Raw genomic sequence first — 25,829 nt, 5'->3', positions numbered from 1 at the left:
GCTGTTTCGTTCTTTAACAATCTGGAAGAAGTAAAGTTTTATGTCAATCCGTGAAAACGGTTTGGCAGGGTAATGATTGTATGTATCAAAACAAGCAACAACGCTGTACTTTCTTATCTCTGTAACGTCTTTCGGCTTAGTCGGCTGAGAGGTTAACGTTATAGGGACAAGCGAATAAGTGCACATGGTGGATGCCTTGGCGATTACAGGCGATGAAGGACGTAGTAGCTTGCGATAAGCTGCGGGGAGTGAGCAAACACACTTTGATCCGCAGATTTCCGAATGGGGAAACCCGGCCTTTTAGGTCATTGCATACTGAATACATAGGTATGCAAAGCGAACGCGGCGAACTGAAACATCTAAGTAGCTGCAGGAAAATAAATCAACCGAGATTCCCAAAGTAGTGGCGAGCGAAATGGGATGAGCCTGCATGATTTAGCATGACGCATAGTAGAACGGATTGGAAACTCCGGCCATAGAGGGTGATAGCCCCTTATACGAAATGCGATGTGTGGAACTAAGTATGCGACAAGTAGGGCGGGACACGAGAAATCCTGTCTGAATATGGGGGGACCATCCTCCAAGGCTAAATACTCGTAATCGACCGATAGTGAACCAGTACCGTGAGGGAAAGGCGAAAAGAACCCCGGGAGGGGAGTGAAATAGATCCTGAAACCGTGTGCATACAAACAGTAGGAGCGGACTTGTTCCGTGACTGCGTACCTTTTGTATAATGGGTCAGCGACTTACATTCAGTGGCAAGGTTAACCAGATAGGGAAGCCGTAGAGAAATCGAGTCCGAATAGGGCGACAGTCGCTGGGTGTAGACCCGAAACCAAGTGATCTACTCATGGCCAGGATGAAGGTGCGGTAACACGCCCTGGAGGTCCGAACCCACTAATGTTGAAAAATTAGGGGATGAGCTGTGGGTAGGGGTGAAAGGCTAAACAAACTTGGAAATAGCTGGTTCTCTCCGAAAACTATTTAGGTAGTGCCTCAAGTATCACCATCGGGGGTAGAGCACTGTTATGGCTAGGGGGTCATTGCGACTTACCAAACCATTGCAAACTCCGAATACCGATGAGTGCGAGCTTGGGAGACAGACGTCGGGTGCTAACGTCCGGCGTCAAGAGGGAAACAACCCAGACCGCCAGCTAAGGTCCCAAAGATTGGCTAAGTGGAAAACGAAGTGGGAAGGCTAAAACAGTCAGGATGTTGGCTTAGAAGCAGCCATCATTTAAAGAAAGCGTAATAGCTCACTGATCGAGTCGTCCTGCGCGGAAGATGTAACGGGGCTAAGCCAGTCACCGAAGCTGCGGATATCCGCAAGGATATGGTAGGAGAGCGTTCTGTAAGCCTGCGAAGGTGTCTTGTAAAGGATGCTGGAGGTATCAGAAGTGCGAATGCTGACATGAGTAGCGATAATGGGGGTGAAAAGCCCCCACGCCGTAAGCCCAAGGTTTCCTGTTCAACGTTCATCGGAGCAGGGTGAGTCGGCCCCTAAGGCGAGGCAGAGATGCGTAGCTGATGGGAAGCAGGTTAATATTCCTGCACCGTCGTATGATGCGATGGGGGGACGGATCGCGAAAGGTTGTCCGGGTGTTGGATGTCCCGGTTTTTGACTCATAGAAGGCGCTTAGGCAAATCCGGGCGCGGAATTCAAGGGGTCGAGACGAGAGACTTAGGTCTCGAAGCAATCGGAAGTGGTTCCAAGAAAAGCCTCTAAGCTTCAGTCATACGAGACCGTACCGCAAACCGACACAGGTGGGCGAGATGAGTATTCTAAGGCGCTTGAGAGAACTCGGGAGAAGGAACTCGGCAAATTGGTACCGTAACTTCGGGAAAAGGTACGCCCTGGTAGCTTGATTGGTTTACTCCATGAGGGTGAAAGGGTTGCAATAAACTGGTGGCTGCGACTGTTTAATAAAAACACAGCACTCTGCAAACACGAAAGTGGACGTATAGGGTGTGACGCCTGCCCGGTGCTGGAAGATTAAATGATGGGGTGCAAGCTCTTGATTGAAGTCCCAGTAAACGGCGGCCGTAACTATAACGGTCCTAAGGTAGCGAAATTCCTTGTCGGGTAAGTTCCGACCTGCACGAATGGCGTAACGATGGCCACACTGTCTCCTCCCGAGACTCAGCGAAGTTGAAATGTTTGTGATGATGCAATCTACCCGCGGCTAGACGGAAAGACCCCATGAACCTTTACTGTAGCTTTGCATTGGACTTTGAACCAATCTGTGTAGGATAGGTGGGAGGCTTTGAAGCGGGGACGCCAGTTCTCGTGGAGCCATCCTTGAAATACCACCCTGGTTTGTTTGAGGTTCTAACCTTGGCCCGTTATCCGGGTCGGGGACAGTGCATGGTAGGCAGTTTGACTGGGGCGGTCTCCTCCTAAAGTGTAACGGAGGAGTTCGAAGGTACGCTAGATACGGTCGGACATCGTGTTGATAGTGCAATGGCATAAGCGTGCTTAACTGCGAGACTGACAAGTCGAGCAGGTACGAAAGTAGGACATAGTGATCCGGTGGTTCTGTATGGAAGGGCCATCGCTCAACGGATAAAAGGTACTCTGGGGATAACAGGCTGATTCCTCCCAAGAGTTCATATCGACGGGGGAGTTTGGCACCTCGATGTCGGCTCATCACATCCTGGGGCTGTAGCCGGTCCCAAGGGTATGGCTGTTCGCCATTTAAAGTGGTACGTGAGCTGGGTTTAAAACGTCGTGAGACAGTTTGGTCCCTATCTGCCGTGGGCGTTGGAAATTTGAAGGGGGCTGCTCCTAGTACGAGAGGACCGGAGTGGACAGACCTCTGGTGTACCGGTTGTCACGCCAGTGGCATTGCCGGGTAGCTAAGTCTGGAAGAGATAACCGCTGAAAGCATCTAAGCGGGAAACTTGCCTTGAGATGAGATTTCCCAGAGCCTTGAGCTCTTTAAAGGGTCGTTCGAGACCAGGACGTTGATAGGTTGGGTGTGGAAGTGCAGTAATGCATTAAGCTAACCAATACTAATTGCCCGTACGGCTTGTCCCTATAACCTTAACAGGTGCAGAGATAAGAAGAACGGCGCTGTTGCATGTTCTGATTCATACTCATTACCCAGTAATACGAAACTTACTTCTTCCAGATTCTAGGAATTGCTGCCCAATCGGGAGCAAGGCCTGTACAAGTTATGCCTGATGACCATAGTAACTCGGTACCACCCCTTCCCATCCCGAACAGGACCGTGAAACGAGATTACGCCGATGATAGTGCTGCAACCAGTGTGAAAGTAGGTTATCGTCAGGCTAGTTATAAGAGAAAAACCCAAGCAGAAATGCTTGGGTTTTTTTTCGTCCATTGAAAACTGAGCCCATGGATTTTCAGACTCTCTCGAATCAGCGGCAAAACCATGCTGCCTGGCGCCTGCTTTCCGCCACCCATGCGCCGATGATCTGCAGCTTTCTGCACGCCGCTTTCATCGCAATGGGCGCGCGCGCGATCCCGCGGCCGCTGCTGGCATCGAAACTGGACGACCACCTGAGCCGCCTGCATGCCGCCGCGGGCGACACCCTGTACCCCAAATCCGCCACCGCCTATCTCGACGACTGGGCGTCGGACGAGCGCGGCTGGCTGCGAAAATTTTATCCGGCCGGCCAGGACGAGGCCCATTACGACTTGACGCCATCCTCCGAAATGGCGATCGCCTGGCTGGACGGACTCGCGCCGCGCGATCTCATCGGCACCGGCGCGCGACTCGATACTGTCTTCGGTCAGCTGCAGCAGATCGCCGACGGCTCGCAGCTGGATCCGCGTGCACGCGTCGCAGCGCTGAAGCGCCGCAAGGCGGAGATCGACGCCGAAATCACGCGGGTGCAATCCGGACGAATCGACCTGATGGATCCGTCCGAGGCGCGCGAGCGTTTCCTGCTGGCAGACGCCATCGCGCGCGGCCTGGTGACGGATTTTCGTGCGCTCGAACAGAATTTCCGCACACTCGATCGCCGGTTGCGCGAACAGATCGCGGCCATCGATGCCGGCGGCGGCGTGCTCCCCGACTGCGACCTGCTCGGGGAGACCGACGAAGCCAGGAGTTTCCGCGCTTTCCGCGACCAGCTGATGTCGCCTTCGCGCCAGGATGCCCTCGCCGAGTTGATGCGCAAGCTGGCGGCGCTGGACTGTCTGCGCGAATTCGGGCCGGCGGGCAGGATGCAGCGCAGTCGCGACGCCCTGATGGAGGCGGGCGATGAGGCCCAGCGCACCCTGAAGCGCCTGTCTGACCAGTTGCGGCGCAATGTCGGCGACCAGGCCCGCCTTGAGAGCCGCCGCATCATGCACCTGATGCGCGACATCGAACACCATGCGCTCGCCCTGCGCGGCAAAGTCGGAGATGGTGCGTTCATGGAGATCGACGAGACCGGCCCGTCGGTCGGCCTGCCGATGGAGCGGCCGCTGTTCAGCCCTCCGTTCAAACCGAAGGTCACGCAGCATGCGATCGGGGGGCGGGATGCGGATGTCGGCATCGATGCATTATTCAGGCAGGACCTGGTCGACACGACACGCCTGTTGTCGAATGTGCGGCGCGCGCTGCAAACCCGCCGGCAGGTCACTCTGGCGACGCTGGCGGCGGAATATCCCATCCGGCACGGCCTGGCCGAACTGTCCGCCTACGTTCATCTGGCCACGCACGAACTGCAGGCCGCCATCGACGACGATCGCACCGAAGTAGTTGCGTGGACCGACGAATCCGGATGCCGGCGCGAGGCCACGCTTCCCTTGATCATTTACACCGCATGAATACCGAATCGACGATGAATGAACAGAATCGCTTGGGCCAACTGCTCGTTGGCCTGTTCCAGGGCGTGCAATACCGCGAACAGGACCCCGCCTTGTGGCAGCCCTTGATCGAGCTGCAGGGCCGCGTGCGCGATTATTGCGCGACGCTCGGCCTTGAACTGATCCTCGACGACGCCGAAGGTTATGCGTACTTACGGCATCGGACCGCGGCGCCCGGCGAAGCGGTCCTTCCGCGGCTGATCCAGCGCCGCCAGCTCACTTACCCGGTCAGCCTGATTCTCGTCCTGCTGCGCAAGAGGCTCGCCGAGTTCGATGCCGTCGGCGGCGAGACGCGCCTGGTGGTCAGCCGCGATGACATCATCGGACAAGTGCGCGCGTTCCTGCCGGAGACCAGTAATGAAGCACGCCTGCTCGACCGCATCGATACGCACCTGAACAAAGTGATCGAACTGGGATTCCTGCACCGCCTGCGCGGGCACGACGACCAGTTCGAGGTGCGCCGCATCCTGAAGGCGTTCGTCGACGCGCAGTGGATCAGCGAATTCGAGCGGCGCCTTGCGCAATATGGCGAGCACGCGGCTGCGGTCGGAGAGATCGCATGAGCGACCGCAGCGAACTGGACATGGAGAAGCCGGCACTCGACATTGCGCCGAGCGCGGTTGCGCGTGCGGGCTTTCGGCTGCACGACTTCGAGGTCTTCAACTGGGGCACATTCGACCAACGCGTATGGAGCCTGCGCCCTGGCGGCGAGACCATCCTGCTGACTGGCGATATCGGCTCCGGAAAATCGACGCTGGTCGACGGACTCACTACTTTGCTGGTGCCGCCGCAAAAAATCTCGTACAACAAGGCGGCCGGCGCGGACACCCGGGAACGCAGCTTGCGCAGCTATGTGATGGGACATTACAAAGCGGAGCGCGGCGACAATGGCATGGGCGCGCGCTCGGTCTCTCTGCGCGACGAAAACAGCTATTCGGTGATCCTGGGCGTATTCCATGACGAGGCCGTCGAACAGACGGTCACGCTGGCCCAGGTATTTTCGATGAAGGATCCGCGCGGCCAGCCCGAGCGATTTTTTGTCGTTGCCACCAGCCGCCTGTCGATCGCCGCACACTTTGGAGAATTCGGCGAAGACATCGGCCAGTTGCGCAAGCGCCTGCAGGCGCTGCCCGGCGTCACGCTGCATGACAGCTTCCCGCACTACGCCGCCGAATTTCGCCGTCATTTCGGTATCGCCAGCGAGCAGGCCATGGAGCTGTTCCACCAGACAGTCTCGATGAAATCCGTCGGCAACCTGAGCGACTTCGTACGCGGCCACATGCTCGAAGCGTTTCCGGTCGAGGCGCGCATTGCCGCCCTGATCGCCCACTTCGACGAGGCAAACCGCGCGCACGAAGCGCTGGTGAAGGCGAGGCAGCAGGCTGACCAGCTGGCGCCCCTGAGTGCGGACTGCGACCGCTATCAGGCGCTGCACGGCAAGCTCACCCAGTTGCGCGGATGCCGCAACGCGCTGCGCTCGTGGTTCGCAGAGCTCAAGACCGGACTGCTCGGCAAACGCATCGACGGTTTGCAGAACGAACTCGCCATGCTGGCCAACGAACTGGCGCGGCTGGATGAAGAGCGGTGCAGTCAGGCTCGCCGGCATGACGAGATTGTTCACGCCATCGCGTCGAACGGCGGCAACCGCATCGAGCAGATCAAGGGCGACATCGCGCGCCTGCAGTTGACCAGCGAAGCGCGCTTGCGGCGCTTCGGCCAGTACGATCAACTGGCCGGCGCGTTGGGCCTGCCGGCGGCGGCCGACGCAGCCTTGTTCGCGGCCAATCGCCGCGCCATCGAAGAGGGGCAGGCCGCCTGCACTGCCCAGCGCGACGACTACCAGGACCGGCTGACGGAAGCCGGCGTGAGCGTGCGCGAATTGGGGCGCCAGTACAGCGAGATCACCGCGGAACTCGATTCCCTGCGCCGCCGCCGGTCAAATATCCCGCGTCGCATGCTCGAATTGCGCGAGACTCTGTGCAGTGCGCTGCGCATCGCTCCCGACAGCATTCCGTTCGCCGGCGAATTGATCCAGGTGCGTGACGACGAAAGCGGCTGGGATGCCGCCGCCGAACGCGTGCTGCGCGATTTCGCCCTCTCGCTGCTGGTGCCGGAGATGCATTACAGCCAGGTCGCGGCCTGGATCGACGACGCCAACCTTGGCGACCGCCTGGTGTACCACCGGGTTCGCGCCGACGCGGCGGCGGAGCCGCGCAGCCTGCCGGCAAACGCGCTGGCACGCAAGCTGGCCATCAGGCCGGACTCGCCGTTTTACGCATGGATCGAGGCGGAACTGCACACTCGCTTCGACCACGCTTGCTGCAACCGGCTTGACGAATTCCGTCGCGAGAAACGCGTGGTTACCCGCAATGGCCAGGCCAAACATGACGGCGAACGTCACGAAAAAGACGACCGCCACCTGTTCGACGACCGCTCGACCTTCGTGCTCGGGTGGTCCAACCATGCTCGGATCTCGGCCCTGGTCAAGCAGGAACGCGACCTGACCACGCGGGTGCAGGCGCACGGCCTTCACATCCAGCAGCTGAAAGGCGAGGTCCGCGACCAGAATGCTTTGCTGGGCGACTGGCAGCGGCTGGCGACGTTCGACCAGTTCAGCGAATTGGACTGGAAGCCGGTGCTCGCGGCAATCGATGCGCTCGAGCGCGAGCAGCAGGAACTGTCTTCGTCTTCCGACCTGATCGCCACGTTGCAGCAGCAGTTCGCCGATTTGGCGGCGCAGCAGGCGCAGAACCAGGAAGCCTGGAACGCGGTGGTCGGCGCGCTGGCACGTGCGCGCGAAAGACTGGAACAGGCTAACCTGGCCCTGCCCGGCGCTGTCGTCCACGAGGGGCAGGGTTTCTTCCCGCTGATCGAATCGCTGCGCATTCAGGCGCTGGGATCGGCGGCGCCGGACGTCGAATCGTGTGACCGGGCGGAGCTCGATTTCGGCGCGTTCCTGCAGACGCACATCGATGGCGAGGAACAGCAACTCGCCCGCATGCGCGACGCGATCGTCGGCGCCATGCAGGACTACCGGCGCGCCTGGCCGATCGAGGCGCGCGAAGTCGACGCGAGCATCGAGTCCGCGGCGGAGTTCAGCCACATGCTGCGCAATCTGCTGACCGAGGACATCCCGAGATCCGCGGCGCGTTTCAAGGAGGTTCTCAGCGAGAGCACGGTGCGGGAAATCGCCGCGTTCCAGGCGCAGCTCCATCGCGAGCGCGAGACGATCCGCGAACGGATTGCCACCATCAATGGCTCGCTGCGCCAGATCGACTACAACCCGAATCGCTATATCGCGCTGGAGGCGGAGGACAACACCGACGCGGACCTGCGCGACTTCCAGCAAGAGCTGCGCCGCTGCACCGAAGGAGTCGTGGGCGAGCCGGGAGCCGAGGCGCCATTGGAGGAACGGTTCCTGCAAGTGAAACGCGTCATCGAACGCTTCCGCGGCCGCGAGGGAAGCGCGGAGCTGGACCGCCGATGGACCCGCAAGGTCACCGACTCGCGCAACTGGTTTGTGTTCTCCGCATCGGAGCGCTGGCGCGAGGACGGCCGCGAGCACGAACACTACACCGATGCGAGCGGCAAATCCGGCGGACAAAAGGAAAAGCTCGCCTATACCGTGCTCGCGGCGAGCCTGGCGTACCAGTTCGGGCTGGAGCGCGAGGAGCAGCAAGGTCGATCGTTCCGCTTCGTCGTGATCGACGAAGCGTTTGGTCGTGGCTCCGACGACTCGGCGCGATACGGTCTCGAACTGTTCAAGCGCTTGAATCTCCAGCTGCTGGTGGTGACGCCTATGCAGAAAATTCGCATCATCGAACCGTACGTGGCGGGACTTGGCTTCGTGCACAGCGAAGAGGGACGCCGCTCCAAGCTGCGCTACCTGGAGATGGACACCTTTCGCGCCGAGCGAAGCGCGCGGACAGGCACCTGAAAATTATTTTCAGGAATCCATTGCCAGGACCGCGCGGGCTTTGCTATAGTTCGCCTCCCCGAGAAATTGGTTAACAAAAACAAGCACTTGGGGACGTCGGAAACGACGAAGTTGAAAAACAGGTGTTGACGTTGTAAGCAAAACGCTTCATAATCTCGCCTCTCTGCTGATGAACACAACGCTTCATCGACATGCAGAGCAAGCAGTACCGAACAAGTTCTTTAACAATTAACAGTCGATAAGTGTGGGCGTTTGATGAAGGTGCCAGTGGCTTCGGTCGCTGAATACTTAAATTATCAAATGTTCACAAAAAAGAAATATAGGCGCTTCGCAAGAAGTGGCCTGTCAGTATTTTGAGTGAGCGATCTGTCGGAAACGACATTAAACAGAGATTGAACTGAAGAGTTTGATCCTGGCTCAGATTGAACGCTGGCGGCATGCCTTACACATGCAAGTCGAACGGCAGCGCGGGGCAACCTGGCGGCGAGTGGCGAACGGGTGAGTAATATATCGGAACGTACCCTGGAGTGGGGGATAACGTAGCGAAAGTTACGCTAATACCGCATACGATCTAAGGATGAAAGTGGGGGATCGCAAGACCTCATGCTCCTGGAGCGGCCGATATCTGATTAGCTAGTTGGTGGGGTAAAGGCCTACCAAGGCATCGATCAGTAGCTGGTCTGAGAGGACGACCAGCCACACTGGAACTGAGACACGGTCCAGACTCCTACGGGAGGCAGCAGTGGGGAATTTTGGACAATGGGCGCAAGCCTGATCCAGCAATGCCGCGTGAGTGAAGAAGGCCTTCGGGTTGTAAAGCTCTTTTGTCAGGGAAGAAACGGTGAGGGCTAATATCCCTTGCTAATGACGGTACCTGAAGAATAAGCACCGGCTAACTACGTGCCAGCAGCCGCGGTAATACGTAGGGTGCAAGCGTTAATCGGAATTACTGGGCGTAAAGCGTGCGCAGGCGGTTTTGTAAGTCTGTCGTGAAATCCCCGGGCTCAACCTGGGAATTGCGATGGAGACTGCAAGGCTAGAATCTGGCAGAGGGGGGTAGAATTCCACGTGTAGCAGTGAAATGCGTAGAGATGTGGAGGAACACCGATGGCGAAGGCAGCCCCCTGGGTCAAGATTGACGCTCATGCACGAAAGCGTGGGGAGCAAACAGGATTAGATACCCTGGTAGTCCACGCCCTAAACGATGTCTACTAGTTGTCGGGTTTTAATTAACTTGGTAACGCAGCTAACGCGTGAAGTAGACCGCCTGGGGAGTACGGTCGCAAGATTAAAACTCAAAGGAATTGACGGGGACCCGCACAAGCGGTGGATGATGTGGATTAATTCGATGCAACGCGAAAAACCTTACCTACCCTTGACATGTACGGAAGCCACGAGAGATCGAGGTGTGCTCGAAAGAGAGCCGTAACACAGGTGCTGCATGGCTGTCGTCAGCTCGTGTCGTGAGATGTTGGGTTAAGTCCCGCAACGAGCGCAACCCTTGTCATTAGTTGCTACGAAAGAGCACTCTAATGAGACTGCCGGTGACAAACCGGAGGAAGGTGGGGATGACGTCAAGTCCTCATGGCCCTTATGGGTAGGGCTTCACACGTCATACAATGGTACATACAGAGGGCCGCCAACCCGCGAGGGGGAGCTAATCCCAGAAAGTGTATCGTAGTCCGGATTGTAGTCTGCAACTCGACTACATGAAGTTGGAATCGCTAGTAATCGCGGATCAGCATGTCGCGGTGAATACGTTCCCGGGTCTTGTACACACCGCCCGTCACACCATGGGAGCGGGTTTTACCAGAAGTAGGTAGCTTAACCGCAAGGAGGGCGCTTACCACGGTAGGATTCGTGACTGGGGTGAAGTCGTAACAAGGTAGCCGTATCGGAAGGTGCGGCTGGATCACCTCCTTTCTAGAGTTGCACAGGCAGAGATGCCACTCATTAAGCGTCCACTCTTATCGACTGTTGAATTTAGAAGAAACAGTAGCAGTGTCCAAGTCGGGGCTGTAGCTCAGCTGGTTAGAGCACCGTGTTGATAACGCGGGGGTCGTTGGTTCGAGTCCAACCAGCCCTACCAACGCGGTCGGTTGTAAATCCTTGGGGGATTAGCTCAGCTGGGAGAGCACCTGCTTTGCAAGCAGGGGGTCGTCGGTTCGATCCCGTCATCCTCCACCACTCTACAAATCTTGAAAGTGCAAACGTAAGCAAAGATGCTTAGGTTTGATCTTTTAGAGCTCAATGCTGTTTCGTTCTTTAACAATCTGGAAGAAGTAAAGTTTTATGTCAATCCGTGAAAACGGTTTGGCAGGGTAATGATTGTATGTATCAAAACAAGCAACAACGCTGTACTTTCTTATCTCTGTAGCGTCTTTCGGCTTAGTCGGCTGAGAGGTTAACGTTATAGGGACAAGCGAATAAGTGCACATGGTGGATGCCTTGGCGATTACAGGCGATGAAGGACGTAGTAGCTTGCGATAAGCTGCGGGGAGTGAGCAAACACACTTTGATCCGCAGATTTCCGAATGGGGAAACCCGGCCTTTTAGGTCATTGCATGCTGAATACATAGGCATGCAAAGCGAACGCGGCGAACTGAAACATCTAAGTAGCTGCAGGAAAATAAATCAACCGAGATTCCCAAAGTAGTGGCGAGCGAAATGGGATGAGCCTGCATGATTTAGCACGACGCATAGTAGAACGGATTGGAAACTCCGGCCATAGAGGGTGATAGCCCCTTATACGAAATGCGATGTGTGGAACTAAGTATGCGACAAGTAGGGCGGGACACGAGAAATCCTGTCTGAATATGGGGGGACCATCCTCCAAGGCTAAATACTCGTAATCGACCGATAGTGAACCAGTACCGTGAGGGAAAGGCGAAAAGAACCCCGGGAGGGGAGTGAAATAGATCCTGAAACCGTGTGCATACAAACAGTAGGAGCGGACTTGTTCCGTGACTGCGTACCTTTTGTATAATGGGTCAGCGACTTACATTCAGTGGCAAGGTTAACCAGATAGGGAAGCCGTAGAGAAATCGAGTCCGAATAGGGCGACAGTCGCTGGGTGTAGACCCGAAACCAAGTGATCTACTCATGGCCAGGATGAAGGTGCGGTAACACGCCCTGGAGGTCCGAACCCACTAATGTTGAAAAATTAGGGGATGAGCTGTGGGTAGGGGTGAAAGGCTAAACAAACTTGGAAATAGCTGGTTCTCTCCGAAAACTATTTAGGTAGTGCCTCAAGTATCACCATCGGGGGTAGAGCACTGTTATGGCTAGGGGGTCATTGCGACTTACCAAACCATTGCAAACTCCGAATACCGATGAGTGCGAGCTTGGGAGACAGACGTCGGGTGCTAACGTCCGGCGTCAAGAGGGAAACAACCCAGACCGCCAGCTAAGGTCCCAAAGATTGGCTAAGTGGAAAACGAAGTGGGAAGGCTAAAACAGTCAGGATGTTGGCTTAGAAGCAGCCATCATTTAAAGAAAGCGTAATAGCTCACTGATCGAGTCGTCCTGCGCGGAAGATGTAACGGGGCTAAGCCAGTCACCGAAGCTGCGGATATCCGCAAGGATATGGTAGGAGAGCGTTCTGTAAGCCTGCGAAGGTGTCTTGTAAAGGATGCTGGAGGTATCAGAAGTGCGAATGCTGACATGAGTAGCGATAATGGGGGTGAAAAGCCCCCACGCCGTAAGCCCAAGGTTTCCTGTTCAACGTTCATCGGAGCAGGGTGAGTCGGCCCCTAAGGCGAGGCAGAGATGCGTAGCTGATGGGAAGCAGGTTAATATTCCTGCACCGTCGTATGATGCGATGGGGGGACGGATCGCGAAAGGTTGTCCGGGTGTTGGATGTCCCGGTTTTTGACTCATAGAAGGCGCTTAGGCAAATCCGGGCGCGGAATTCAAGGGGTTGAGACGAGAAACTTCGGTTTCGAAGCAATCGGAAGTGGTTCCAAGAAAAGCCTCTAAGCTTCAGTCATACGAGACCGTACCGCAAACCGACACAGGTGGGCGAGATGAGTATTCTAAGGCGCTTGAGAGAACTCGGGAGAAGGAACTCGGCAAATTGGTACCGTAACTTCGGGAAAAGGTACGCCCTGGTAGCTTGATTGGTTTACTCCATGAGGGTGAAAGGGTTGCAATAAACTGGTGGCTGCGACTGTTTAATAAAAACACAGCACTCTGCAAACACGAAAGTGGACGTATAGGGTGTGACGCCTGCCCGGTGCTGGAAGATTAAATGATGGGGTGCAAGCTCTTGATTGAAGTCCCAGTAAACGGCGGCCGTAACTATAACGGTCCTAAGGTAGCGAAATTCCTTGTCGGGTAAGTTCCGACCTGCACGAATGGCGTAACGATGGCCACACTGTCTCCTCCCGAGACTCAGCGAAGTTGAAATGTTTGTGATGATGCAATCTACCCGCGGCTAGACGGAAAGACCCCATGAACCTTTACTGTAGCTTTGCATTGGACTTTGAACCAATCTGTGTAGGATAGGTGGGAGGCTTTGAAGCGGGGACGCCAGTTCTCGTGGAGCCATCCTTGAAATACCACCCTGGTTTGTTTGAGGTTCTAACCTTGGCCCGTTATCCGGGTCGGGGACAGTGCATGGTAGGCAGTTTGACTGGGGCGGTCTCCTCCTAAAGTGTAACGGAGGAGTTCGAAGGTACGCTAGATACGGTCGGACATCGTGTTGATAGTGCAATGGCATAAGCGTGCTTAACTGCGAGACTGACAAGTCGAGCAGGTACGAAAGTAGGACATAGTGATCCGGTGGTTCTGTATGGAAGGGCCATCGCTCAACGGATAAAAGGTACTCTGGGGATAACAGGCTGATTCCTCCCAAGAGTTCATATCGACGGGGGAGTTTGGCACCTCGATGTCGGCTCATCACATCCTGGGGCTGTAGCCGGTCCCAAGGGTATGGCTGTTCGCCATTTAAAGTGGTACGTGAGCTGGGTTTAAAACGTCGTGAGACAGTTTGGTCCCTATCTGCCGTGGGCGTTGGAAATTTGAAGGGGGCTGCTCCTAGTACGAGAGGACCGGAGTGGACAGACCTCTGGTGTACCGGTTGTCACGCCAGTGGCATTGCCGGGTAGCTAAGTCTGGAAGAGATAACCGCTGAAAGCATCTAAGCGGGAAACTTGCCTTGAGATGAGATTTCCCAGAGCCTTGAGCTCTTTAAAGGGTCGTTCGAGACCAGGACGTTGATAGGTTGGGTGTGGAAGTGCAGTAATGCATTAAGCTAACCAATACTAATTGCCCGTACGGCTTGTCCCTATAACCTTAGCAGGTACAGAGATGAGAAAGACCGTTGGCGCTTGTTCTGATTCATACTCATTACCCAGTAATACGAAACTTACTTCTTCCAGATTCAAGGAATTGCTGCCCAGTCGGGAGCAAGACCTGTACAAGTTATGCCTGATGACCATAGTAACTCGGTACCACCCCTTCCCATCCCGAACAGGACCGTGAAACGAGATTACGCCGATGATAGTGCTGCAACCAGTGTGAAAGTAGGTTATCGTCAGGCTAGTTACAAGAGAAAAACCCAAGCAGAAATGCTTGGGTTTTTTTTCGTCTGGCGATTTTGGGGGCTGACGGGGACGCCAAGTCCCCGCGGGTCAGACCCTGGTGTGACGGTCGTCTGCAACCTTGCGCACAGTCAATAACGCGTTGCCCTCCGAAAGCGATGATGAGCGCCGGTCCGCCGCTCTTCCGCTCAGGAGGTTCCCATGCAAGCACGCTTCCGACTTGTCTTTTCTTGGGTAATCATCGCCGGCGTTCTTGCCGCATGCGGCCGAAGCGCCGGCACGCCGCCGGCGCCGGCGCCCCTTCCCGTCTTCAAGGCTGAACTGGCGCGCACCACCCACGGCGTGGCCCATGTCCGCGCCGATGATTTCCGCGGACTCGGCTACGGCCTGGCCTACGCCTACGCCCAGGATAACGTTTGCATGTTCGCCGACAGCCTGCTGACCGCCCGCGGCGAACGCTCGCGTTTTTTCGGCGGCGATGCGCGCGCCACCCGCCCCGTCAATGGCGAGTATGGCGCGGCCAGCGACTTCATGGACCTGAACAACGCCGACAGCGACTTCTTCTTCAAGGGCTATCTCGACATCGACCAGCTGCGCGCCGGTTACGCCGCCGGCTCGAAGGACGCGCGCGATCTGCTCGAGGGCTACGCCGCCGGCTACAACCGCTACCTGAAAGACTACGCCGGCCGCTATCCGGCCGCGTGCAACCAGGCTGCGTGGGTCAGGCCGATGACGGCCGACGACATGATGCTGGTGATCGCCGAAAAAGCGCTGCATGCGTCCGGCGAAGTGTTCGCCAAAGAAATCGTCGCGGGCGCGCGCGACCCGGGCGTGGCCGCGCCTGCGACCGCGTTCAACGCGCCGCGCAAGATCGACCGCAGCTTCATGCGGACCCGCCTGGCGCAACTGACGGCGGCCAAGCTTGGCAGCAACGGGCTGGCGATCGGCAAGGACCTCTCGCTCAGCGGGCGCGGCATCCTGCTCGGCAATCCGCATTATCCGTGGACCAGCACCGACCGCTTCTACCAGGCGCACATGACCATTCCCGGCCGCTACGATGCGATGGGGGTGACCCTGGGCGGCCTGCCGATCATCGTCATCGGCTTCAACAAGGATGTCGCCTGGACCCATACCGTGACGACCGCCGTTCACTTCACTACCTTCAGGCTCGCGCTCGACCCGGGCGACGCCAGCGGCACCACCTACTTGTCCGATGGTGCGCGCATAAAAATGACGGCGAAACCTGTCACGATCGAGGTCCGCATGCCGGACGGGAGCATGGCCAGCCGCCAAAAGACGTTTTACTTCAGCAAGCAGGGCGCGGTGCTGGTGAAGCCCGAGGCCGGCCTCAACTGGACACAGGGCGCTGTGCACGCGCTGGCCGATCCGAACCGCAACAATACCCGCTTGATGGAGCAGTGGATCGCGCTCGGTTCGTCGGCCAGCGTGCAGGACATGAAGGCGGCGCTCGACCGCATCGTCGGCCTTCCGTGGATCAACACGGTTGCCGCCGACCGCGCCGGCAACACCTTGTATGCCGACGCCAGCGTGGTGCCGCATGTCGGCGGCGACAAGTTCGCCTCCGATTGCCTGATGGTGCCGCCGCTGCTGATGTTCGACGGCTCGCGCAGCAGCTGCGGCTGGGGCCAGGACGCCGGGGCGCCGGCCGGCATCTACGCGCCCGCCGACGGCCCGTGGATGATCCGCACCGATTACGTCGGCAACTCGAACGACAGCTACTGGCTGACCAACCCGCGCGCGCTGTTCAAGGGCCCGGCGCCGTTCGGCTTCTCGCCGCTGTACGGTGCGATCGGCATCGAGCAGAAGCTGCGCACGCGCATCGGCTTCCGCCAGCTCGAGGAAATGATCGCGCAGCGCCGGCGCCTGCAGCCGGCCGACCTGCAGGAACTGATGTTCGCCAACCGGGTCTATGCGGCCGAGCTGATCCTGCCGGACCTGCTGCCGCTGTGCGCCGGCGACGCCTCCCTGGCGCCGGCCTGCAACGTGCTTGCCGGCTGGGACCGCCGCGCCAACCTCGACAGCCGCGGCGCCGTGCTGTTTCGCGAATTCTGGAATCTTGCCGCGACGATTCCCGGCAAGTGGGCGGCGCCGCTCGATCCGGCCGATCCGGTCAACACGCCATCCGGCTTGGCGCCGGGCGCCGCCCCGGCGATGCTCGGCGCGCTGAAGGCCGCGGTGAAAAAACTGCAGGCGCTGGCGATCCCGCTCGACGGGCGCCTCGGCGACTTCCAGGACGACACCCGCGCCGGCGTGCGCGTGCCGGTCCACGGCGCCATCGGCGACATCGACGGCTCTTACAACTCGATCCATATGGCCACGCCGCTCGACGCCGGCGGCTATCACGACATCGCCTGGGGCAGCAGTTATATCCAGGCCGTCACCTTCGACGACGCCGGCCCGGTGGCGCAGGCGATGCTCGTGTACGGCCAGTCGGTCGATCCGAAGTCGCCGTACTACAACGACCAGGTGCCCCTGTTTTCGGGCAAGCAATGGCCCTCGCTTCCTTTTGGTCAAGAGAAGATCAAGGCTGACCCGAACTACCACCTTCTCACGCTGTCGGAGTAAATGCTGGTGTCACACCGCCGCGGCGGAAAGACAAACAAACCCAGCATAGTTGCTGGGTTCTTTTTGAGCGCGAGTTTGCGAGTATTGATCTCTCACGGCATATGCGGCGCCCATCCTCGGGGCCGCCAAACTCCCCCGCGCTCGCCCGGGAACTTTCGCCGCTTGCAGAGTCCACGAGTTTTCCGAACCGGTCCGGATTCGGAAAGGAGTGCGTTCGCCCCAGTCGCGCGCGCACAACAATGATGCTGTCCAACAGGGAGCAACGATGAGAACCAAAAAATCACAAGGTGCGGCAGGCATGGGTAACGGTGAAGGTGTCGAACACGACGATTCCGCCGCCAGCATGAACGGTACGCAAGGCAATGGCGGAGCCGGCCACGCTTCGCTGCAGATGCCCAGCGAAGCGCTGATGGGGGAGTCCGACCCGAACGACCGCGGCATGCCTGGCGTCAGTTTGCGCGACCGGGAACCCGGTATGCCGAAGGGGAGCATGGAAGCGGCTGAAGCCGCGCGGGGCCAGAGCATGCCCGGCGGCGGCATGGGCAATGGCGGCGGAGGCGATATCGGCGGTAGCGGGCGCGGCAATGGCGGCGGCGGCGCGCCCAACGTGCGCTCATGTGGGACGATGGCGGTGCACCGCCGGCTGCTGTCGACCGATCCGCACTACGCGCGGATGCGCGACCAGATCGAAGATCACGCTCGCCGCTATGAAACCGGCGCCGCGTCGGCCCAGCGCCCCGGCGTCACCCGCATTCCCGTGGTGGTGCACGTGGTGTGGAATACGGCGGCGCAGAATATCTCCGATGCACAGATCAGCAGTCAGATCGACGTGCTCAATCGCGACTTCCGCCGCGCCAATCCGGATTTTTCGATCACCCCCGCACCCTTCCTCCCGCTGGCCACGGATGCGCGCATTGAATTCTACCTCGCCACCACCACGCCGACCGGCGGACCGTCCACCGGCATCGAGCGGCGCCAGACCACGGTCACCGGATTCAGCGACAACGACGCGGTCAAGTCGGCGGCAACCGGCGGCATGGACGCGTGGCCTTCGGCGAACTACCTCAATATCTGGGTGTGCCCGCTGGACGGCGGCCTGCTCGGCTACGCCCAGTTTCCGGGCGGCCCGGCGAATACCGACGGCGTGGTGATCCTGCAGTCGGCCTTCGGCACCAACGGCACCGCGGCCGCGCCGTTCAACCTGGGGCGCACCGCCACCCACGAAATCGGCCACTGGCTGAACCTGAACCACATCTGGGGCGACGACGGCACCGGCTGCTCCGGCACCGACAACGTGGCCGACACGCCGAACCAGGGCGGCCCGAATTACCACGTCCCGACCTTCCCGACCCTCAGCTGCAGCAACGGCCCGAACGGCGACATGTTCATGAACTACATGGACTACGTCGACGATCGCGCGATGGTGATGTTCACCGCCGGCCAGGTCGCGCGGATGCAGGCCTGCCTGGACGGCGTGCGCAGCGCCATCGGCGCCGAAGCGACCGCCGCCGGCGCGATCCGTCCGAGCTCGTCGCCGGTGGTGGCGTGGGGACCCAACCGCATCGACACATTCGTGCTCGGCACCGACCGCGCGATGTATCACAAGTGGTGGGGCGGCAGCTCGTGGGGTCCGTCGCTGACCGGCTACGAAAACCAGGGCGGCGTGTGCACCAGTTCGCCGCAGGCCGTGTCGTGGGGCCCGAACCGGCTCGACGTGTTCGTCACCGGCACCGACAGCGCGCTGTATCACAAGTGGTGGGGACCCGGCTGGGGCCCGTCGCTGACCGGCTACGAATACATGGGCGGCCTGTGCGTCGGCGATCCGCGCGCCATCTCGTGGGGACCCGACCGCCTCGACGTCTTCGTCCTCGGCACCAACCGCGCGCTGTTTCACAAGTGGTGGGACGGCCACGCCTGGGGCCCGTCGGTCACCGGCTACGAGAACATGGGCGGCGTCTGCGTCGGCCAGCCGGAAGTCGCATCGTGGGGCCCGAACCGGCTCGACGTCTTCGTCATCGGCACCGACCGCGCGCTGTATCACAAGTGGTGGGACGGCCATGCCTGGGGGCCATCGGTCACCGGCTACGAGCGGCTGGGCGGGGTCTGCACCTCGGCGCCGAAAGTGGTTGCATGGGGACCCGACCGGCTCGACGTTTTCGTCACCGGCACCGACGGCGCGCTGTACCACAAATGGTGGGACGGACACGCCTGGGGCCCGTCGCTGACCGGCTTCGAACGGCTGGGCGGCATTTGCATCGGCCAGCCGGAAGTGGTGGCGTGGGGACCGAACCGTCTCGACGTGTTCGTCATCGGCACCGACAGCGCGCTGTACCACAAGTGGTGGGACGGCCACGCATGGGGCCCGTCGGTCACCGGGTACGAGGCGATGGGCGGCGTCTGCACTTCGCAGCCGCGCGCGGTCTCCTGGGGACCGAACCGTCTCGACGTGTTCGTCACCGGCACCGACAGCGCCTTGTACCACAAGGCATGGAACGGCGCGGCATGGTCGCCCTCGGTCACCGGCTACGACTTCATGGGCGGCACCATCTCCGCGCTGCGCGAGGCGCCGAAGCCGGAGCCGGCGGCCGTCATTGAAGCGACGATCCCGCCTGCTTATATCCAGGGCGAGGCAGGCAAGACGCTGCTGGCGAACCAATGATGGGCGGCGGCGAGCAGGGCCTCAGCGGCTCGTGGACCCATTCGTTCGAGGAGGACGTGGGGGCCGATATGGTCTATCGTCCCAGCGGTACGTTCGCCTTTCCGGTGGGCCGGCGTCCGCGCGACACGCTCGACTTCAGCATGCCTGGCCAGGTCACGACTGGTGCGCCGGGGCCGGACGACAGGCTGCAGCGCAGCACCACGAGCCTGACGCCCTTGGGCATGAACCGCTTCCGTATCGGCGATGGCCGCGAAATTGAAGTGGTCGAAGTGCGCAGCGACATCCTGAAAGTGCGTAGCGCCTGATGAAGCTGGGGTCAGGTCCCGCGGACCTGCCCCCATTTTCTTCAACTCGTCCTTGCCACTCCGGCGGCGCTTTGCTATAGTTCGCCTCCCGCTGAAACGGTAGCAAAAACGAGCAGCTGGGACGTCGCAAAACGCGACGCTGCGGTAAAAAAGAAGTTGACGAAATAAGTGAAACGCTTCATACTCTTTCTTCTTCGCGGCTGACAAACAAAACGCTTTGTCAACAAGCTGCAGCAGTATCGAACAAGTTCTTTAACAATTAACAGTCGATAAGTGTGGGCGTTTGATGAAGGTGCCAGTGACTTCGGTCACTGAATACTTAAATTATCAAATGTTCACAAAAAAGAAATATAGGCGCTTCGCAAGAAGTGGCCTGTCAGTATTTTGAGTGAGCGAATTCGGACCAATGGGACGAATTCGGACGGAAACGTCCGACAAACAGAGATTGAACTGAAGAGTTTGATCCTGGCTCAGATTGAACGCTGGCGGCATGCCTTACACATGCAAGTCGAACGGCAGCGCGGGGCAACCTGGCGGCGAGTGGCGAACGGGTGAGTAATATATCGGAACGTACCCTGGAGTGGGGGATAACGTAGCGAAAGTTACGCTAATACCGCATACGATCTAAGGATGAAAGTGGGGGATCGCAAGACCTCATGCTCCTGGAGCGGCCGATATCTGATTAGCTAGTTGGTGGGGTAAAGGCCTACCAAGGCATCGATCAGTAGCTGGTCTGAGAGGACGACCAGCCACACTGGAACTGAGACACGGTCCAGACTCCTACGGGAGGCAGCAGTGGGGAATTTTGGACAATGGGCGCAAGCCTGATCCAGCAATGCCGCGTGAGTGAAGAAGGCCTTCGGGTTGTAAAGCTCTTTTGTCAGGGAAGAAACGGTGAGGGCTAATATCCCTTGCTAATGACGGTACCTGAAGAATAAGCACCGGCTAACTACGTGCCAGCAGCCGCGGTAATACGTAGGGTGCAAGCGTTAATCGGAATTACTGGGCGTAAAGCGTGCGCAGGCGGTTTTGTAAGTCTGTCGTGAAATCCCCGGGCTCAACCTGGGAATTGCGATGGAGACTGCAAGGCTAGAATCTGGCAGAGGGGGGTAGAATTCCACGTGTAGCAGTGAAATGCGTAGAGATGTGGAGGAACACCGATGGCGAAGGCAGCCCCCTGGGTCAAGATTGACGCTCATGCACGAAAGCGTGGGGAGCAAACAGGATTAGATACCCTGGTAGTCCACGCCCTAAACGATGTCTACTAGTTGTCGGGTTTTAATTAACTTGGTAACGCAGCTAACGCGTGAAGTAGACCGCCTGGGGAGTACGGTCGCAAGATTAAAACTCAAAGGAATTGACGGGGACCCGCACAAGCGGTGGATGATGTGGATTAATTCGATGCAACGCGAAAAACCTTACCTACCCTTGACATGTACGGAAGCCACGAGAGATCGAGGTGTGCTCGAAAGAGAGCCGTAACACAGGTGCTGCATGGCTGTCGTCAGCTCGTGTCGTGAGATGTTGGGTTAAGTCCCGCAACGAGCGCAACCCTTGTCATTAGTTGCTACGAAAGAGCACTCTAATGAGACTGCCGGTGACAAACCGGAGGAAGGTGGGGATGACGTCAAGTCCTCATGGCCCTTATGGGTAGGGCTTCACACGTCATACAATGGTACATACAGAGGGCCGCCAACCCGCGAGGGGGAGCTAATCCCAGAAAGTGTATCGTAGTCCGGATTGTAGTCTGCAACTCGACTACATGAAGTTGGAATCGCTAGTAATCGCGGATCAGCATGTCGCGGTGAATACGTTCCCGGGTCTTGTACACACCGCCCGTCACACCATGGGAGCGGGTTTTACCAGAAGTAGGTAGCTTAACCGCAAGGAGGGCGCTTACCACGGTAGGATTCGTGACTGGGGTGAAGTCGTAACAAGGTAGCCGTATCGGAAGGTGCGGCTGGATCACCTCCTTTCTAGAGTTGCACAGGCAGAGATGCCACTCATTGAGCGTCCACTCTTATCGACTGTTGAATTTAGAAGAAACAGTAGCAGTGTCCAAGTCGGGGCTGTAGCTCAGCTGGTTAGAGCACCGTGTTGATAACGCGGGGGTCGTTGGTTCGAGTCCAACCAGCCCTACCAACGCGGTCGTAGTAAATCCTTGGGGGATTAGCTCAGCTGGGAGAGCACCTGCTTTGCAAGCAGGGGGTCGTCGGTTCGATCCCGTCATCCTCCACCACTCTACATACTCTTGAAATACCAAACGTAAGTCAGCCAGTTCCTGGTTGCGATTTAGGTTTGGCCTTTTAGAGGTCAATGCTGTTTCGTTCTTTAACAATCTGGAAGAAGTAAAGTTTTATGTCAATCCGTGAAAACGGTTTGGCAGGGTAATGATTGTATGTATCAAAACAAGCAACAACGCTGTACTTTCTTATCTCTGTAGCGTCTTTCGGCTTAGTCGGCTGAGAGGTTAACGTTATAGGGACAAGCGAATAAGTGCACATGGTGGATGCCTTGGCGATTACAGGCGATGAAGGACGTAGTAGCTTGCGATAAGCTGCGGGGAGTGAGCAAACACACTTTGATCCGCAGATTTCCGAATGGGGAAACCCGGCCTTTTAGGTCATTGCATACTGAATACATAGGTATGCAAAGCGAACGCGGCGAACTGAAACATCTAAGTAGCTGCAGGAAAATAAATCAACCGAGATTCCCAAAGTAGTGGCGAGCGAAATGGGATGAGCCTGCATGATTTAGCACGACGCATAGTAGAACGGATTGGAAACTCCGGCCATAGAGGGTGATAGCCCCTTATACGAAATGCGATGTGTGGAACTAAGTATGCGACAAGTAGGGCGGGACACGAGAAATCCTGTCTGAATATGGGGGGACCATCCTCCAAGGCTAAATACTCGTAATCGACCGATAGTGAACCAGTACCGTGAGGGAAAGGCGAAAAGAACCCCGGGAGGGGAGTGAAATAGATCCTGAAACCGTGTGCATACAAACAGTAGGAGCGGACTTGTTCCGTGACTGCGTACCTTTTGTATAATGGGTCAGCGACTTACATTCAGTGGCAAGGTTAACCAGATAGGGAAGCCGTAGAGAAATCGAGTCCGAATAGGGCGACAGTCGCTGGGTGTAGACCCGAAACCAAGTGATCTACTCATGGCCAGGATGAAGGTGCGGTAACACGCCCTGGAGGTCCGAACCCACTAATGTTGAAAAATTAGGGGATGAGCTGTGGGTAGGGGTGAAAGGCTAAACAAACTTGGAAATAGCTGGTTCTCTCCGAAAACTATTTAGGTAGTGCCTCAAGTATCACCATCGGGGGTAGAGCACTGTTATGGCTAGGGGGTCATTGCGACTTACCAAACCATTGCAAACTCCGAATACCGATGAGTGCGAGCTTGGGAGACAGACGTCGGGTGCTAACGTCCGGCGTCAAGAGGGAAACAACCCAGACCGCCAGCTAAGGTCCCAAAGATTGGCTAAGTGGAAAACGAAGTGGGAAGGCTAAAACAGTCAGGATGTTGGCTTAGAAGCAGCCATCATTTAAAGAAAGCGTAATAGCTCACTGATCGAGTCGTCCTGCGCGGAAGATGTAACGGGGCTAAGCCAGTCACCGAAGCTGCGGATATCCGCAAGGATATGGTAGGAGAGCGTTCTGTAAGCCTGCGAAGGTGTCTTGTAAAGGATGCTGGAGGTATCAGAAGTGCGAATGCTGACATGAGTAGCGATAATGGGGGTGAAAAGCCCCCACGCCGTAAGCCCAAGGTTTCCTGTTCAACGTTCATCGGAGCAGGGTGAGTCGGCCCCTAAGGCGAGGCAGAGATGCGTAGCTGATGGGAAGCAGGTTAATATTCCTGCACCGTCGTATGATGCGATGGGGGGACGGATCGCGAAAGGTTGTCCGGGTGTTGGATGTCCCGGTTTTTGACTCATAGAAGGCGCTTAGGCAAATCCGGGCGCGGAATTCAAGGGGTCGAGACGAGAAACTTCGGTTTCGAAGCAATCGGAAGTGGTTCCAAGAAAAGCCTCTAAGCTTCAGTCATACGAGACCGTACCGCAAACCGACACAGGTGGGCGAGATGAGTATTCTAAGGCGCTTGAGAGAACTCGGGAGAAGGAACTCGGCAAATTGGTACCGTAACTTCGGGAAAAGGTACGCCCTGGTAGCTTGATTGGTTTACTCCATGAGGGTGAAAGGGTTGCAATAAACTGGTGGCTGCGACTGTTTAATAAAAACACAGCACTCTGCAAACACGAAAGTGGACGTATAGGGTGTGACGCCTGCCCGGTGCTGGAAGATTAAATGATGGGGTGCAAGCTCTTGATTGAAGTCCCAGTAAACGGCGGCCGTAACTATAACGGTCCTAAGGTAGCGAAATTCCTTGTCGGGTAAGTTCCGACCTGCACGAATGGCGTAACGATGGCCACACTGTCTCCTCCCGAGACTCAGCGAAGTTGAAATGTTTGTGATGATGCAATCTACCCGCGGCTAGACGGAAAGACCCCATGAACCTTTACTGTAGCTTTGCATTGGACTTTGAACCAATCTGTGTAGGATAGGTGGGAGGCTTTGAAGCGGGGACGCCAGTTCTCGTGGAGCCATCCTTGAAATACCACCCTGGTTTGTTTGAGGTTCTAACCTTGGCCCGTTATCCGGGTCGGGGACAGTGCATGGTAGGCAGTTTGACTGGGGCGGTCTCCTCCTAAAGTGTAACGGAGGAGTTCGAAGGTACGCTAGATACGGTCGGACATCGTGTTGATAGTGCAATGGCATAAGCGTGCTTAACTGCGAGACTGACAAGTCGAGCAGGTACGAAAGTAGGACATAGTGATCCGGTGGTTCTGTATGGAAGGGCCATCGCTCAACGGATAAAAGGTACTCTGGGGATAACAGGCTGATTCCTCCCAAGAGTTCATATCGACGGGGGAGTTTGGCACCTCGATGTCGGCTCATCACATCCTGGGGCTGTAGCCGGTCCCAAGGGTATGGCTGTTCGCCATTTAAAGTGGTACGTGAGCTGGGTTTAAAACGTCGTGAGACAGTTTGGTCCCTATCTGCCGTGGGCGTTGGAAATTTGAAGGGGGCTGCTCCTAGTACGAGAGGACCGGAGTGGACAGACCTCTGGTGTACCGGTTGTCACGCCAGTGGCATTGCCGGGTAGCTAAGTCTGGAAGAGATAACCGCTGAAAGCATCTAAGCGGGAAACTTGCCTTGAGATGAGATTTCCCAGAGCCTTGAGCTCTTTAAAGGGTCGTTCGAGACCAGGACGTTGATAGGTTGGGTGTGGAAGTGCAGTAATGCATTAAGCTAACCAATACTAATTGCCCGTACGGCTTGTCCCTATAACCTTAGCAGGTACAGAGATGAGAAAGACCGTTGTGGCTTGTTCTGATTCATACTCATTACCCAGTAATACGAAACTTACTTCTTCCAGATTCTAGGAATTGCTGCCCCATCGGGAGCAAGACCTGTACAAGTTATGCCTGATGACCATAGTAACTCGGTACCACCCCTTCCCATCCCGAACAGGACCGTGAAACGAGATTACGCCGATGATAGTGCTGCAACCAGTGTGAAAGTAGGTTATCGTCAGGCTAGTTACAAGAGAAAAACCCAAGCAGAAATGCTTGGGTTTTTTTTCGTCTGGCGGTTTTGCGGTGCAAAGAGTCTGGACCGCGGGATCAGGCCCTGGTGTATAATACGCCTCGAGATTCAAGGTCTTGCTGCCCAATTGGGAGCAAGCACCTGTGCAAGTTATGCCTGATGACCATAGTAACTCGGTACCACCCCTTCCCATCCCGAACAGGACCGTGAAACGAGATTACGCCGATGATAGTGCTGCAACCAGTGTGAAAGTAGGTTATCGTCAGGCTAGTTATACAGAAAAACCTCAGCAGAAGTGCTGAGGTTTTTTTTTGCCTGTTGGTTTCGTGGTGCTAAAGGGTCTGACGGGGACGCCGAGTCCCC

General features: G+C 57.3%; 6 protein-coding genes, 4 tRNA genes and 9 rRNA genes. All 19 read left to right on the top strand.

Annotation, left to right across the window (positions count from 1 at the left end):
• Positions 1–164 precede the first annotated feature (164 nt).
• The 19 genes from Q4S45_RS19005 to rrf (Q4S45_RS18915) all read left to right on the top strand — a co-directional run bounded on the left by Q4S45_RS19005 (position 165) and on the right by rrf (Q4S45_RS18915) (position 25,734).
• Positions 165–3,037 (top strand): 23S ribosomal RNA (locus Q4S45_RS19005).
• 142 nt (positions 3,038–3,179) lie between these two features.
• Positions 3,180–3,292: ribosomal RNA gene (gene rrf, locus Q4S45_RS19000) — 5S ribosomal RNA — on the top strand.
• Between the two features lie 66 nt (positions 3,293–3,358).
• The gene (locus tag Q4S45_RS18995) at positions 3,359–4,780 is read left to right on the top strand and encodes a DUF3375 domain-containing protein (RefSeq protein ID WP_305506974.1); all 1,422 of its coding nucleotides are present in this window, start codon (positions 3,359–3,361) and stop codon (positions 4,778–4,780) included.
• Positions 4,777–5,382: a DUF4194 domain-containing protein gene (locus Q4S45_RS18990; protein ID WP_305506973.1), complete on the top strand. Its 606-nt coding sequence runs from the start codon at positions 4,777–4,779 to the stop codon at positions 5,380–5,382. The genes Q4S45_RS18995 and Q4S45_RS18990 overlap by 4 nt, the downstream gene beginning before the upstream one ends.
• Positions 5,379–8,756: an ATP-binding protein gene (locus Q4S45_RS18985; RefSeq protein WP_305506972.1), complete on the top strand. Its 3,378-nt coding sequence runs from the start codon at positions 5,379–5,381 to the stop codon at positions 8,754–8,756. Before Q4S45_RS18990 ends, Q4S45_RS18985 begins: the two co-directional genes overlap by 4 nt.
• A gap of 394 nt (positions 8,757–9,150) precedes the next feature.
• Positions 9,151–10,679: ribosomal RNA gene (locus Q4S45_RS18980) — 16S ribosomal RNA — on the top strand.
• Between the two features lie 89 nt (positions 10,680–10,768).
• Positions 10,769–10,845: transfer RNA gene (locus Q4S45_RS18975), tRNA-Ile, on the top strand.
• A gap of 22 nt (positions 10,846–10,867) precedes the next feature.
• Positions 10,868–10,943: transfer RNA gene (locus Q4S45_RS18970), tRNA-Ala, on the top strand.
• Positions 10,944–11,172: 229 nt separating this feature from the next.
• Positions 11,173–14,045, top strand: a 23S ribosomal RNA gene (locus tag Q4S45_RS18965).
• 140 nt (positions 14,046–14,185) lie between these two features.
• Positions 14,186–14,298: ribosomal RNA gene (rrf, locus tag Q4S45_RS18960) — 5S ribosomal RNA — on the top strand.
• Together the 16S, 23S and 5S rRNA genes with 2 tRNA genes alongside form the textbook arrangement of a ribosomal RNA operon.
• Before the next feature lie 202 nt (positions 14,299–14,500).
• Positions 14,501–16,885 carry a penicillin acylase family protein gene (locus Q4S45_RS18955; protein ID WP_305506971.1) on the top strand — a complete coding sequence of 795 codons (2,385 nt, stop codon included), beginning with the start codon at positions 14,501–14,503 and terminating at the stop codon, positions 16,883–16,885.
• Between the two features lie 265 nt (positions 16,886–17,150).
• Positions 17,151–19,544, top strand: a complete 2,394-nt coding sequence (locus tag Q4S45_RS18950; RefSeq protein WP_305506970.1) for a M43 family zinc metalloprotease — start codon at positions 17,151–17,153, stop codon at positions 19,542–19,544.
• Positions 19,541–19,849: a hypothetical protein gene (locus Q4S45_RS18945; RefSeq protein WP_305506969.1), complete on the top strand. Its 309-nt coding sequence runs from the start codon at positions 19,541–19,543 to the stop codon at positions 19,847–19,849. The genes Q4S45_RS18950 and Q4S45_RS18945 overlap by 4 nt, the downstream gene beginning before the upstream one ends.
• A gap of 447 nt (positions 19,850–20,296) precedes the next feature.
• Positions 20,297–21,825 (top strand): 16S ribosomal RNA (locus Q4S45_RS18940).
• An 89-nt stretch (positions 21,826–21,914) separates the two neighbouring features.
• Positions 21,915–21,991, top strand: a tRNA-Ile gene (locus tag Q4S45_RS18935).
• Between the two features lie 21 nt (positions 21,992–22,012).
• Positions 22,013–22,088: transfer RNA gene (locus Q4S45_RS18930), tRNA-Ala, on the top strand.
• A 243-nt stretch (positions 22,089–22,331) separates the two neighbouring features.
• Positions 22,332–25,204 (top strand): 23S ribosomal RNA (locus Q4S45_RS18925).
• Between the two features lie 140 nt (positions 25,205–25,344).
• A 5S ribosomal RNA gene (gene rrf, locus Q4S45_RS18920) occupies positions 25,345–25,457 on the top strand.
• Positions 25,458–25,621: 164 nt separating this feature from the next.
• Positions 25,622–25,734: ribosomal RNA gene (rrf, locus tag Q4S45_RS18915) — 5S ribosomal RNA — on the top strand.
• Positions 25,735–25,829 lie beyond the last annotated feature (95 nt).

The organism is Massilia sp. R2A-15, from assembly GCF_030704305.1.
GTDB lineage: Bacteria > Pseudomonadota > Gammaproteobacteria > Burkholderiales > Burkholderiaceae_D > JAFCUW01.
This window is presented reverse-complemented; position numbering and strand designations above follow the sequence as displayed.

Bases quoted from the DNA above. Each gene is read 5' to 3' on its own strand.
- Q4S45_RS18995 (WP_305506974.1), top strand. From the start codon at position 3,359: ATGGATTTTCAGACTCTCTCGAATCAGCGGCAAAACCATGCTGCCTGG.
- Q4S45_RS18955 (WP_305506971.1), top strand. From the start codon at position 14,501: ATGCAAGCACGCTTCCGACTTGTCTTTTCTTGGGTAATCATCGCCGGC.
- Q4S45_RS18985 (WP_305506972.1), top strand. From the start codon at position 5,379: ATGAGCGACCGCAGCGAACTGGACATGGAGAAGCCGGCACTCGACATT.
- Q4S45_RS18990 (WP_305506973.1), top strand. From the start codon at position 4,777: ATGAATACCGAATCGACGATGAATGAACAGAATCGCTTGGGCCAACTG.
- Q4S45_RS18945 (WP_305506969.1), top strand. From the start codon at position 19,541: ATGATGGGCGGCGGCGAGCAGGGCCTCAGCGGCTCGTGGACCCATTCG.
- Q4S45_RS18950 (WP_305506970.1), top strand. From the start codon at position 17,151: ATGAGAACCAAAAAATCACAAGGTGCGGCAGGCATGGGTAACGGTGAA.